Origin of the sequence: Arthrobacter sp. ZBG10 (assembly GCF_001238605.1) — a bacterium.
Lineage (GTDB): Bacteria > Actinomycetota > Actinomycetes > Actinomycetales > Micrococcaceae > Arthrobacter.
Genome location: NZ_LFQH01000104.1, coordinates 1 through 11,624, shown reverse-complemented (window position 1 = coordinate 11,624; position 11,624 = coordinate 1). Strand labels below are relative to the sequence as shown.

Genomic DNA, 11,624 nt, shown 5'->3' with positions numbered 1-11,624 from the left:
ACCAACTACCGCACCCAGATCGAATGGGGGCTGGGCTACATCAGCGGCCGCTACGGCTCGCCCTGCGCGGCCTGGAACCACTCGATCGCCTACAACTGGTACTGATGGCACGGCCAGGACTGTCGAAGGCCAGCGCCGGCCGGTTCCGGCTGCTCCTTGAGGAGGAGCGCGCCCGGAAACTGGCGCTGGTCGCTGCCCTGCGGGCCGAAATAGCCGGTGCCAGCTCCGCCCGGCAGGACTCCAACGTTGATGACGAGCACGACCCGGAAGGCGCCACCATCGCCTTCGAGCTCTCGCAGGCGTCCGCCCTGGCAGCGCAAAGCGCCGCTGGCCTGGCGCAGGTCGACGCCGCGCTGGCCCGGATTGCCGACGGTACCTACGGGAGCTGCCTCGAGTGCGGCGGGCCCATCGCCGAGGGCAGGCTCGAGGCCAGGCCCTGGACGCCCTACTGCATCAGCCACTCCTCAGCGGGACGGGGCCGGTGACCGCCGGCGGTTCCGTGGGTCCGGCCGTGGAATTCATCGACATGACCTTGCAGAATGAGGGCGCCTGGTACCGGGCGGACGACGTCGGGTCCCGGCTGGGCGGTGTCCTCGCCTCCTACGGGTCGTCCGTGGGTGCCGTGCGGGGCACCATCCGGGACGCGCTGCGGAAGTTCCGGGACCTCGACCACGACGGGATCCTCCTGCTGGCCTCCGCCTTGTGGGCCCGGCCGGCACCCGGCGTACTCCCCGTTTTTGAGCGGCGGCTGGCGGCCGTGGTGCTGCTGCAGACCAGGGTCCGGACCCTGCTGCATTCCGACCTGACCCGCCTTGAAGGGTTCCTTCGCTCCGCGGCTACCGGGGAGCTGGCTGACCCACTGCTCGCCGACGTCGTGGCGCCGATGCTGGCGGGGTTTAGCACCATGGAACGGCGGAAAGCCGAGGTGGTCCTGTCCAGGTGGCGGACCGATCCGGCCGCAGAACTGCGGGACGCCGCAGCGTACCTCGACCAGGCGGTGCCGGGCGCTTCGGCCGGCTGACAGATAAGGAGACATGTCCGTGAACGCATCCCGGGACCTTGAACGGTTCGTGACTGCCCAGGAGGGCGGGGTTTACGACGACGCACTCGCCCAACTCCGCGCAGGCAGCAAAACCGGCCATTGGATGTGGTTCGTGTTTCCCCAGATCACCGGCCTGGGCCAGAGCCCCACCTCCCGCAGGTACGCCATCAACTCACTGGCTGAGGCGCGCGCCTACCTGCGGCACGGGCTCCTGGGCCCCCGCCTGCTCGAATGCACAGCCGCCCTGATGGACCAACCCGGCCGGTCGGCCGTCAGCATCCTGGGCAGCATCGATGCACGCAAGCTAAAATCCGCCATGACCCTGTTCCTCCGGGCAGACCCCGGTGAAGCCCTGTTCCAGGCTGTCCTGGACCAGTTCTTCGACGGGGTACCCGACGCGGCCACGGACTCACTGTTGGCCGGGCTTGCCGGCACCTGAGCCTAGGGGGTGGGGCTGCCGCCGTTGACGTTGAGGGTTTCGCCCACCACGTAACTGGATTCGGCGGAGGCCAGGAACACGTAGGCCGGCGCCAGTTCCGCAGGCTGGCCCGCCCGGCCCAACGGCGTGGACTGGCCAAACTCCGGCAGTTCCTCCTTGGGCTGTCCGCTGCTGACCTGCAGCGGAGTCCAGATGGGACCCGGCGCCACGGCGTTGACGCGGATGCCCTTCGGGGCAAGCTGCTGGGCCAAACCCTTGGTGAAGTTGTTGATGCTTGCCTTGGTGGTGGCGTAGTCCACCAGGGTGGGCGAGGGGCTGTAGGCCTGGATGGACGTGGTGTTGATGATGGTGGCACCTGCCGGCAGGTGCGGGACTGCCGCCTTGGTCAGCCAGAACATGGCGTAAACGTTGGTCTTGAGCGTGTGGTCGAACTGCTCATCGGAAATGTCCGTGAACTCCTCCTGTGCCACCTGCTTGCCGGCATTGTTGACCAATATGTCCAGGCCCCCAAGCTCCGCCAGCGCCGTCTCCACCAGTGCGCGGCAGGTGCCAGCGTCCTTCAGGTCGCCGGGGGCCTGCACGGCTTTCCGGCCCGCCGCCTTGATGATGCCGGCGATCCTCGCGGCGTCCTCTTCCTCTTCGGGCAGATAAGACAGCACCACATCAGCGCCTTCGCGGGCGAACGCGATGGCCGTGGCAGCGCCGATGCCCGAGTCAGCCCCGGTGACGATTGCCTTCCGGCCCTCCAGCCGCCCGGATCCGCGGTAGCTGTCCTCGCCCAGATCGGCCGTGGGCGTAAGTTCGGCATCCAGGCCTGGTTCGGGCTGGTGCTGCTTCGGCGGGGAAATCCGTTCGTAGGCTGTCACTGGATTGCGGAACGTGTACTGGTCTGCCATCTGGTTCCTCCTGTTGCCGGGGACGCGGTGGTTCCCGCTGGATGTTCTGATGCTAAAAGCTAAGCATGCTTACATTCCCAGCCTAGGCTCGAACTGCCCCTGCTGCCAACCCGGCGCCGTAGACTGGCCCCACCCGGCACTTGCTGCCGTCCGGACCATCGGCAGGAAGGCGCGCACCGTTGCCCCAACAGGATCTGGCCCCCACACCCAGGGGCTGGCCGGAAAAACTGCACGACGCCAACCTGGATGGCTACCTGCTGATCGCGGTGGTGGCCTTGGCAGTGTTCCCCCTGCAGGAAAGCATCGGGTTCTGGCCCATGCTGGTGCTGCTTGTTGTGGCAGGCGGTGCGGGGATGCTGCTTGCCCAACTGGTTTTCCGGCCCGTACAACGGAAGCGGATCGCCAGCGACGCCCGGCAGGGGATTTTCGAATGCGCCCAACGCGCAGCGGACGCGCCGGCGCCGGGCAAGTGGGCCTTCGGATACGCGAAGGTGGAACGTGGCCGGCTGCTGTTCCAGGCCAAGGCAGGGTTCAGCGGCTCCGTCGCAGGCCGCGTGGAAGTCTATCCGGACCCGCGTCCGGCCGGACCTGTGGTGAAGGCTCCCTGGCTGGCGTTTCCCGGCGGGAAGGCCATCACCCTGCACACGGGCCGCGGGCTGCTGGAGCTGGCCGCCTCCGCGACGAGCCTCGAAATGCTTACCGGGCGGTCTGCGGCCTGACCACGTTGACCAATTCCACGTTCCCCAGCCGGCCGGCGTCGGCCACCGCCGTCATGTAGGTGCAGGACGGCTGCCGCCGCCGGTCCGTGGGGGAACCCGGGTTGAGCAACCGCAGTCCCTTGGGCGCGGTGGTGTCCCACGGAATATGGCTGTGGCCGAACACCAGGACGTCCGCCTCCGGATACGCCGCCTCGCAGCGCAGCTCCCGGCCCTTCGCCTGGCCTGTCTCGTGGACCATGGCAAACCGAACGCCTTCCAGGGTGATGCTGGCCGTCTCCGGCAGGCGGTGCCGCAGGTCCGCCCCGTCGTTGTTGCCGTGGACGCCCACCAGGAGCCTGCTCCGCAGCTCCAGCTGGTCCAGGAGTGATACGGCCACCCAGTCGCCGGCGTGGAACACCACATCGGCGTTGTCGACGGCGTCCCACACCTGGGCGGGGAGCTCCCTGGCCCGCTTGGGTACGTGGGTGTCGGCGATCAAAAGCAGTTTTAGCGGCATGAGTGACATCCTGACAGACTGGTGCCATGGATCACTTCACTGCAGCCGGAACGTCCACCACACCTCCCGTCCGTACCGGCCCCCGCGACCCCGGGGACGCCTGGGTGGAAGGCAGCCGGGGCCGCTTCTGGGGCAGGTTCGGCGCGGCAGGTGTTCTGGCCTTCGACCCCGCCAAGGGTGTCCTGCTGCAGCACCGCGCCATCTGGAGCCACAACGGCGGCACCTGGGGCCTGCCGGGCGGCGCGCTGCACCAGCATGAGGACCCCGTGACCGGCGCCCTCCGCGAAGCGAATGAGGAAGCCGCGGTGCCTGCCGACGGGGTGGACGTGCTGTTCACTTCGGTGCTGGACCTGGACTACTGGGCCTACACCACCGTTGTGGTCCTGGTCCGCGAACCGTTCGACCCCGTCATCAGCGATCCCGAGAGCATTGAACTCCAGTGGGTGCCGGTGGCCGGGGTGGAGAACAAGGAACTCCACCCCGGCTTCGCTGCGGCCTGGCCGGGCCTCCGGGAACGCCTGCCGTCACGGCCTGGCGCTTAGTAGTCGGGGCCGTATTCTGCGTTGACCAGGATGGGCAGATGGTCCGAGTTGCCGCGCGGCAGCGTCTCGACGCTGGCGATGTCCAGGCCCAGCGAGGTGGCGAAATCGAAGTGGCCCTTAAAAACCTTGTATCGGGTGTAGGTGCGCCGGTTGCTCAGCGACAGCGCGTATCCCGAGTTCTTCATGTGGATGTCAAGGTTTTTGGTGAAAAACGGGTAGTTGAAGTCGCCCACCATCAGGGTCATCAGGCCTTTGCCCATGCTGAGCAGTTCCGCGTGCGCGGCATGGATCTGCTTGCGGCGCAGCGAATTCGACGCCGTCAGTGGCGCCGCGTGGAACGAGCCGATAACCAGCTCATGCTGGGTTTCGTTGTCCACCACCCGGGTTCCGATCAGCCGCTCGTGGGCCGGGGCAAGGACCCGGTCATGCATCGACTTCTTCAGGGCGAAGGACTGTGTGTCCAACGCCGTGAACCGGCCGGTGCGGTAGTAAATGGCGAGGCCCAGGCGGTTGCCCTTGGTGGAGTCCGCCAGGCGCAGCGGGCCCAGGGTGTCGGGCAGATCCGAGGAATCAACTTCCTGGAGGCACAGCGCATCGATGTCGTGGTTATGGGCCAGGGCAAGGAGTTCACCGCTCGCCTTGTGCTTGCGGAGGTTGTAGCTGATGACGCGCATGGAACACCTCTTCAGAGGGTTGCGAACAGGACCGGTTCCTGAGTCTACCCAGTAGCTTCCCACCTGGCCCTCCCATTTCGCCGCAACCTTGCCCGGGCCGTTTCGCCGCCGGGCGTACGCCGCCCGGCAGATAGAGTTGGCGGACTCCTCAAACACCCCGGAAGGTTCCCGTTGACTGCAGAATCGACCCAGCTGGCCGAAGGCGACTTCTATTACCAGGACCTCGGAGGCGGCCGGTTCCGCTCCACCCTGCACGCCCAGGGCGCCTGGAACGAGCACGAGCAACACATGGCGCCCGCCTCCGGGCTGTTGGCCCACGTCCTTGAAAACCACCACCCCCGCCCCGACCTCCGGATGGCGCGGCTCAGCTACGAGATCCTCGGCCTGATCCCCGGCGGCGAATTCCACGTCGAGGCCACCACCCTGCGGCCGGGAAAGACCATCGAGCTGGTGCAGGCCGAACTCGTGGCCGGCGGCAGGACCGCCATCCGGGCCACCGCCTGGCGCCTGGCCACCAGCAACACGGAGGCCGTGGCCGCCGTCGAGGATCCCGCCATACCGGGCCCGGGGGACTGCGAACCGTTTAACGGTGCTGCCGTCTGGCCCGGCGGTTACATCGCATCGCTGGAGATGCGGGTGGCTGGTGGGCACCGGCCCGGGGCCGGCAAGGTCTGGCTCCGGACCCCGCACCCGCTGACCGATGGTCCGGGCGCCGGTGACCTGGCACGGCTGATGGGTCTGGTGGACACCGCCAACGGCATCGCGGCCAGGGTTCCGCCGGGCAAGGACAGCTACGCGTTCCCCAACGTTGACCTGCAGATCCACATGTACCGGCGGCCGGAAGGCGAGTGGCTGGGGCTGGACAATGCGGTGTCGTTCGGACGGGACGGGATCGGCCTCACGTCCACGGTCCTGCACGACAGCCAGGGCCCGTTTGGCCGCGCCGAACAGATCCTGACGCTCCGTAAAACCTGACAACCGGGCCGGTCGGGCGGCCAGCTCCCGGGTGTATCGTTGAGTATCGTTGTATATCGTTCGGCGTTGCAAAGGAGATCATCATGCGTGGTTCATATCCGGCAGGCGGATTCGGCGGCAGCAACAACATGGAGGGCATGTGGCAGGCCGTGGAGGAGTTGCGGTCCCGTTTCGAAAAGCGCGCCGGCACCCGGGCCGGCAAAGGCGAAGTCCGCGCGGCGGTGCTTGCCCTGCTGGCGGAACGACCCATGCACGGCTACCAGATCATCCGTGAAATCGAAGAGCGCAGCGGCGGCAGCTGGAAACCGAGCGCCGGGTCCGTCTACCCCACACTGCAGTTGCTGGCGGACGAGGGATCCATCCGGGCCGAAGAGTCCAACGGCCGCAAAATCTACTCCCTGACCGAAGCCGGCCGCGAGGAAGCTGCGGACTCCCACGCTTCAGCGCCCTGGGAGGAAGCCGGCGCCGCAACGGGCCCGGGGTTCGCCTCGCTCCCCAAGGCCGGCGTGGAGCTGGCGCAGGCAACCGCGCAGGTGGGCCGGACAGGTTCCGCAGAACAGGTGCAGCAGGCCGTCAAGGTCCTTGAAGACGCCCGCCGGCGGATCTATTCGATCCTCGCCCAGGATTGATGGGGGTGGCGTCGGCCCGCCGGGACCGGGCTGATCCGGTGTCCGGGGCCGGAAATACCCGAGCACGCTACCGCAGGATCCTGCGCTTTGCCGCGTGGCACCTGGCGGTGACCTGGTGGTTCGAACTGTTCCTCCCGCGCGTCGGGCTGGTCCGGATCGCCGAGCGGACCCGGACCGCACGGATGCTCAGGTTTGCCCGGCGCTTCCACGACCTCGCCGTTGACCTCGGCGGCCTGATGATCAAGGTGGGCCAGTTCCTCTCGTCCAGGCTGGATGTACTCCCGCCTGAAATCACCACAGAACTCGAAGGCCTCCAGGACGAGGTGCCCCCGGTGTTGTTCGCCGCCATCCGGGCCCTTGCCGAAGCGGAGCTCGGCGCGCCGTTCAGCCAGCGTTTTGCCTGGGTGGAGGAGACGCCCATCGCCGCAGCATCGCTGGGCCAGGCGCACCGCGCCCGGCTCCTCCCCGCTGACGCCGCCGACACCGGGCTGGAGAACGTAGTGGTCAAGGTCCAGCGGCCGGGCATCGACGCGATTGTCGACGTCGACCTGGCCGCCCTGCGCAGGGTGGGCGGCTGGCTCAGCCATTTCCGCCTTGTCTCCGACCGGGTGGACATGCCCGCGCTGGTGGAGGAATTCGCGCAAACGAGCTTCGAGGAGATCGACTACCTGCACGAGGCGGCCGGCTCGGAGCGCTTCGCCGCCGATTTCGCCGGCGATGTCCGGGTGGCGGTTCCCGCCGTCGTTTGGGAGCGGTGCACCCGCCGGGTGCTCACCCTCGAGGACGTCACGGCCATCAAGATCACCGACGTGGAGGCACTGCGGGCTGCGGGCATCGACCCGGTGGACGTGGCGCCGGTTTTTGCTGCCGTGATGTTCGACCAGCTCTTCACCAACGGTTACTTCCATGCCGACCCGCACCCGGGCAACATCTTCGTCACGCCCGTTCCTGCCAGGCCCGGGGAACCGGCCTGGAAACTGACCTTCATCGACTTCGGCATGATGGGCGAGGTCACGGCCGGGACCCGCAGCGGCCTGCGGAAGCTGCTCATCGCTGCCGCTTCCCGCGACGGCAAGGGCCTGGTGGCGGCGATCAGCGACGTGGGGGTGCTGATCCCGTCCGCCGACACCCAGGAGCTGGAACGGGCCATGACGCAGCTCTTCGCCCGGTTCGGCGGCATGGGCTTCGCCGAACTGCGGGAAGTGGATCCCCGCGAGTTCCGGGACTTCGCGGTTGAATTCGGCGACGTGGTGCGGTCGCTGCCGTTCCAGCTGCCGGAGAACTTCCTCCTGATCATCAGGGCCATGTCCCTGACCTCCGGGGTCTGCAGCTCCCTCGACCCGCGGTTCAACCTGTGGGACTCCGTGGAGCCCTACGCGGCCCGCCTGCTGCGCGACGAGCGCGGTAACCTCATCCAGGACGCGGGCCGGCAGGTGCTGGACGTGGCGGGCCTGGCGATCGGACTCCCCAGGCGGCTCGACGGCCTTATCACCAGGGCCGAGGAAGGCTCGCTCGCCGTGGGCAATCCCCGGCTGGAACGCCAGGTGGCGCTGCTCAACCGCGGCGCACGACGGGTCGCTTCGGTCCTGGTCTTCGGCGCCCTGCTGATCGCCGGGGCGGTGGTCCGCGGCGGGGACCCTGGGCTGGGCAACCTCCTGATGCTGGTCTCCGCGCTGCCCCTGCTGCATGGCCTCTGGGTGGGGCGCCGCGGGTGATCCTGTCAGGTCAGCAGGTTTTCGGCGGCCTGCTCAAATAACCTGCTTTCCAGTTTGTCCAGGGTGGCGGCGCTGCCCGCAACTTCGACGGTTCCGTCAGCGGTATCAAGGGGCAGGACCAGTGTCTTGCGTCCCAGCTGATTGAACTTGTCCCAGGCGGTGGGTGCTGACCTGGAACCGGACACCTCTTGCACCTTGAGGTCAAACGCAGCGCCCCTGGCCATGGTGGTTTTACCCAGGACCGGCTGGAACGTCAGCACACCCGGCGAAGCCAGGACCAGGCCGAAGTTCCACTTCCGGTATCGGTCGCCGTCCGGCGCTTCAGGACAGCGGAGGTGGCACTCAACCTGTCCGCTGTCGGCGAGCCGGCGCAGCGTTTTGCCCCGGTTCCGGAGCAGGAGTGCCACAGCTGAGCCCATCAGGACGACATAAATCGCGGTGCCGATGGCAGCATCCCCCGGTGTGTCTCCGGACAGGATTTTGAGGAGGAAGTTGACGCCACCCGCGGCCGCGACCAGCAGGACCATTAACCAGCGAACGCGTTTGATGTCCATGGTTCGCTATGCCCGGGTGTGGAACACGAGCCAGCCCACCAGGGTGGACAGGCCAGTCAGGACCGCACCCCAGATGACATCCACGATGATCAGCTGCAGGGGCCAGACCTTCAGGGTCGAGGCGTTGGTGAGGTCATAGGTGACATAGGCGAACGCACCCAGCGCGGCGCCGTAGCCCAGGGCCATCAGCCAGCTGCCGCCGTCGAGCGTTGGCCGGAGCGCAAAGAACACGATGCCGGCAATGTACAGGACGTAAAAGGCCACGGCGTACCCTAGGTTGGGCTTGTCCGCCAGCAGCTCACCGATGTGGCTGCGGTAAAACGGGTTCATGACCTTGAGCCAGACGGCGTCGATAACGGCGAACGCGGCGGCCACAACGAGGAATTGCAAGATAACCATAAGGGAGCTTAGCAACATGGCGAACACCGTCCCGGGACCCCGTACCCTCACCGTGGTGCGGCAGGAGGCCTCCCTGGGCGCTGCCCGGGACCTGGAGTTCGGCCTGGAACTGCTGGCGCGCGCGAAAACGGGGGACATCGGCCCCACCCTGAGGCTCTACCGGCCCGCGCCCACCGTGGCCTTCGGCCAGCGTGACACCCGCCTGCCGGGTTTTGACGCGGCCATGCAGGCGTGCCGGGACAACGGCTTCGAACCCCTGGTCCGCAGGGCCGGCGGCCGGGCCGCAGCGTACCACCAGGGCACCCTGGTGGTGGACCACATTGAGCCGGAGCGGGACGCCGTGGCAGGGTCAAAGGCCCGGTTCAGCCACTTCGGGGAGCTCTTCGCCGCGGCCCTGCGCCGCGCCGGCGTACAGGCCGCCGTGGGGGAAATCCCCGGCGAATACTGCCCGGGCGAGTACAGCGTGCACGGCACGGACCCCGTGGACGAAACGCGCAAGGTCAAACTGGTGGGCACCGCGCAGCGCGTGGTGGCGGGCGGCTGGCTTTTCAGCTCGGTGATTGTGGTGGAAAACTCGGCACCCATCCGGAGAGTCCTCACGGACAGCTACGCCGCGCTGGGCCTGGCCTGGGACCCCGCCACGGCGGGCGCTGCGGACGACCTGGTGCCCGGCCTGGATGTGGACGCCGTCGAGGCGGCCCTGCTGGCCACCTACGCGGGCCACGCCACCTTGGCCGAGGCGCCTTTCAGCAGCCTGGGGGCGTGACCCGCGGATTGCGGCTTAGTGGCCGCGGGCGATCCACTCGTCCAGGTTCGGGGCTTCCACCCCGATGGTGGTGGTGTCGCCGTGTCCGGTGCGGACCACCGTTCCGGCCGGCAGGGTCAGCAGTTCCCTGCGGATGGAATCGATGATGGTGGGAAAGTCGCTGTAGGACCGGCCCGTGGCGCCCGGGCCGCCCTGGAACAGGGTGTCGCCGGTGAAAACGGTGCTTTCGCCGGCCGGGCCGTCCGCCAGGTGGAAGGATACGGATCCCGGTGAGTGTCCCGGCGTGTGCAGGGCCTTTAGCTCCAGTCCGGCCACGGTGAAGACTTCGCCGTGGCTGATGCTGTGCTCCGGCTCGGTGCCCGGGTAGACGGCCTGCCACAGCATCAGGTCCTCGGGATGAAGATGGACGGGTGCCGGGACCAGGTCCCGCAGGGCGCCGACGGCGGCGATGTGATCATCGTGCCCGTGGGTCAGGAGGATGGCCTTGAGGTTCCGGCCGGCCACGGCAGCGGCGATGGCCGCGGCGTCGTGGGCCGGGTCGATGACCACGCATTCGGCCTCGTCGCCGACGATCCAGACGTTGTTGTCGACGTCCCAGGTGCCGCCGTCGAGCGAAAACGTTCCGGAGGTGACCAGCTGGTCGATCCGCGCGGTCACAGTTCCACCACCGAGCGCAGGACGGAGCCGGAGTGCATCTTCTCGAAGGCTTCCTCGACCTGGTCAATGCTGATCCGCTCCGTGACGAACGCGTCCAGGTCCAGCTTTCCCTGCAGGTACAGGCTGATGAGCATGGGGAAGTCGCGGGACGGCAGGCAGTCGCCGTACCAGGACGACTTGAGCGATCCGCCGCGGCCGAACACGTCCAGGAGGGGCAGCTCCAGGGTCATCTCCGGGGTGGGCACGCCCACCAGGACCACGGTGCCGGCCAGGTCGCGGGCATAGAACGCCTGCTTGTAGGTCTCGGGCCGGCCGACGGCGTCAATCACCACGTCCGCGCCGAAGCCGCCGGTCAGTTCCCGGATCTGTTCCACGGGGTCGCCTGCCGAGGAGTCAACAGTATGGGTGGCGCCCAGGTCCTTGGCGCGTTCGAGCTTTTTGGCGTCGATGTCCACCGCGATGATGGTGGTGGCGCCTGCGAGCGCAGCGCCGGCGATGGCGGCCACGCCCACGCCGCCGCAGCCGATCACGGCGACGGTGTCTCCGCGCTTGACGCCGCCGGTGTTGATGGCCGCGCCGATCCCCGCCATCACGCCGCAGCCGAGCAGGCCGGCAGCGGCCGCGTCGGCGGCGGGGTCAATTTTGGTGCACTGCCCGGCAGCCACGAGGGTCTTTTCGACGAAGGCGCCGATTCCCAGGGCCGGGGAAAGCTCGGTGCCGTCCTCGAGAGTCATTTTCTGGGTGGCGTTGGCGGTGTTGAAGCAGTACTGCGGCTGGCCCTTGGCGCAGGCCCGGCACTCGCCGCAGACAGCGCGCCAGTTCAGCACCACTTTGTCCCCGGGAGCCACCTCGGTGACGCCGGCTCCAACGGCGCTGACCACACCGGTGGCTTCGTGGCCCAGCAGGAACGGGAAGTCGTCGCTGATCCCGCCCTGCTTGTAGTGCAGGTCCGTGTGGCACACGCCGCTGGTGATGATGTCCACCAGTGCCTCGCCGGGTCCGGGATCGGGGACCAGGACGGTTTCCAGGGTTACCGGCGCACCCTTGGAGCGGGCAACGACACCTTTGACTTTATGGACCACGGAAGGCTCCCTTAACGCAGATAGACAGAACGGGACCAA

Annotated in this window: 16 protein-coding genes and 1 pseudogene; 10 read left to right on the top strand and 7 right to left on the bottom strand. The window is 67.8% G+C overall.

All coding sequences use genetic code 11. The features are described 5' to 3' along the window. The 4 genes and pseudogenes from ACU18_RS20015 to ACU18_RS18605 form a co-directional block, all read left to right on the top strand. Positions 1–105 (top strand): annotated as a pseudogene (locus tag ACU18_RS20015) (transglycosylase); the annotation flags it as partial. Next, positions 105–485, top strand: coding sequence for a TraR/DksA family transcriptional regulator (locus ACU18_RS18615; RefSeq protein WP_050687968.1), 381 nt, complete (start codon positions 105–107; stop codon positions 483–485). The pseudogene ACU18_RS20015 and the gene ACU18_RS18615, both read left to right, overlap by 1 nt. Further along, positions 482–1,021, top strand: coding sequence for a DNA alkylation repair protein (locus ACU18_RS18610; protein ID WP_442853726.1), 540 nt, complete (start codon positions 482–484; stop codon positions 1,019–1,021). Before ACU18_RS18615 ends, ACU18_RS18610 begins: the two co-directional genes overlap by 4 nt. 13 nt (positions 1,022–1,034) lie before the next feature. Next, on the top strand, positions 1,035–1,481 hold the full coding sequence (locus ACU18_RS18605; RefSeq protein ID WP_050687967.1) for a DUF1810 domain-containing protein: 447 nt from the start codon (positions 1,035–1,037) through the stop codon (positions 1,479–1,481). 2 nt (positions 1,482–1,483) lie between these two features. Here ACU18_RS18605 and ACU18_RS18600 read toward each other — a convergent pair whose 3' ends face one another. Next, positions 1,484–2,377 (bottom strand): glucose 1-dehydrogenase, encoded by an 894-nt coding sequence (locus tag ACU18_RS18600; RefSeq protein ID WP_050687966.1) that lies wholly within the window; start codon positions 2,375–2,377, stop codon positions 1,484–1,486. Positions 2,378–2,556: 179 nt separating this feature from the next. On the opposite strand from ACU18_RS18600, the gene ACU18_RS18595 reads away from it, so the two are divergent. Beyond that, the gene (locus ACU18_RS18595) at positions 2,557–3,096 is read left to right on the top strand and encodes a hypothetical protein (RefSeq protein WP_050687965.1); all 540 of its coding nucleotides are present in this window, start codon (positions 2,557–2,559) and stop codon (positions 3,094–3,096) included. Here the strand turns inward: ACU18_RS18595 and ACU18_RS18590 are convergent. After that, positions 3,074–3,592, bottom strand: a complete 519-nt coding sequence (locus ACU18_RS18590; protein WP_050687964.1) for a metallophosphoesterase family protein — start codon at positions 3,590–3,592, stop codon at positions 3,074–3,076. The two genes, ACU18_RS18595 and ACU18_RS18590, sit on opposite strands and share 23 nt — an antisense overlap. 26 nt (positions 3,593–3,618) lie before the next feature. Between ACU18_RS18590 and ACU18_RS18585 the strand changes: the two genes are divergently transcribed. Further along, entirely contained in the window at positions 3,619–4,134 is a 516-nt protein-coding gene (locus ACU18_RS18585) for an NUDIX domain-containing protein (protein WP_050687963.1), read from the top strand. Here the strand turns inward: ACU18_RS18585 and ACU18_RS18580 are convergent. Beyond that, the gene (locus tag ACU18_RS18580; protein ID WP_050687962.1) at positions 4,131–4,808 is read right to left on the bottom strand and encodes an endonuclease/exonuclease/phosphatase family protein; all 678 of its coding nucleotides are present in this window, start codon (positions 4,806–4,808) and stop codon (positions 4,131–4,133) included. The genes ACU18_RS18585 and ACU18_RS18580 overlap by 4 nt on opposite strands. 171 nt (positions 4,809–4,979) lie before the next feature. Here ACU18_RS18580 and ACU18_RS18575 point away from each other — a divergent pair, with 171 nt between their 5' ends. The 3 genes from ACU18_RS18575 to ACU18_RS18565 all read left to right on the top strand — a co-directional run bounded on the left by ACU18_RS18575 (position 4,980) and on the right by ACU18_RS18565 (position 8,127). Continuing rightward, positions 4,980–5,783: a thioesterase family protein gene (locus ACU18_RS18575; RefSeq protein WP_050687961.1), complete on the top strand. Its 804-nt coding sequence runs from the start codon at positions 4,980–4,982 to the stop codon at positions 5,781–5,783. An 83-nt stretch (positions 5,784–5,866) separates the two neighbouring features. Next, positions 5,867–6,412 carry a PadR family transcriptional regulator gene (locus ACU18_RS18570; protein WP_050687960.1) on the top strand — a complete coding sequence of 182 codons (546 nt, stop codon included), beginning with the start codon at positions 5,867–5,869 and terminating at the stop codon, positions 6,410–6,412. Further along, positions 6,412–8,127 (top strand): ABC1 kinase family protein, encoded by a 1,716-nt coding sequence (locus ACU18_RS18565; RefSeq protein ID WP_050687959.1) that lies wholly within the window; start codon positions 6,412–6,414, stop codon positions 8,125–8,127. The genes ACU18_RS18570 and ACU18_RS18565 overlap by 1 nt, the downstream gene beginning before the upstream one ends. Before the next feature lie 5 nt (positions 8,128–8,132). Here the strand turns inward: ACU18_RS18565 and ACU18_RS18560 are convergent, their stop codons facing one another. Both ACU18_RS18560 and ACU18_RS18555 read right to left on the bottom strand, forming a co-directional pair. After that, positions 8,133–8,681, bottom strand: a complete 549-nt coding sequence (locus ACU18_RS18560; RefSeq protein WP_157407849.1) for a hypothetical protein — start codon at positions 8,679–8,681, stop codon at positions 8,133–8,135. 6 nt (positions 8,682–8,687) lie between these two features. After that, entirely contained in the window at positions 8,688–9,080 is a 393-nt protein-coding gene (locus ACU18_RS18555; RefSeq protein WP_050687957.1) for a DUF2177 family protein, read from the bottom strand. Positions 9,081–9,096: 16 nt separating this feature from the next. Here ACU18_RS18555 and ACU18_RS18550 point away from each other — a divergent pair, with 16 nt between their 5' ends. Then, positions 9,097–9,846, top strand: coding sequence for a lipoate--protein ligase family protein (locus ACU18_RS18550; protein WP_050687956.1), 750 nt, complete (start codon positions 9,097–9,099; stop codon positions 9,844–9,846). A gap of 15 nt (positions 9,847–9,861) precedes the next feature. Here ACU18_RS18550 and ACU18_RS18545 read toward each other — a convergent pair whose 3' ends face one another. Together ACU18_RS18545 and ACU18_RS18540 are read right to left on the bottom strand one after the other, a co-directional pair. Then, a complete protein-coding gene (locus tag ACU18_RS18545) occupies positions 9,862–10,503 on the bottom strand; it encodes an MBL fold metallo-hydrolase (RefSeq protein WP_050687955.1) in 642 nt (213 codons plus the stop codon). Further along, positions 10,500–11,585, bottom strand: coding sequence for an S-(hydroxymethyl)mycothiol dehydrogenase (locus ACU18_RS18540; protein ID WP_050687954.1), 1,086 nt, complete (start codon positions 11,583–11,585; stop codon positions 10,500–10,502). The genes ACU18_RS18545 and ACU18_RS18540 overlap by 4 nt, the downstream gene beginning before the upstream one ends. Positions 11,586–11,624 lie beyond the last annotated feature (39 nt).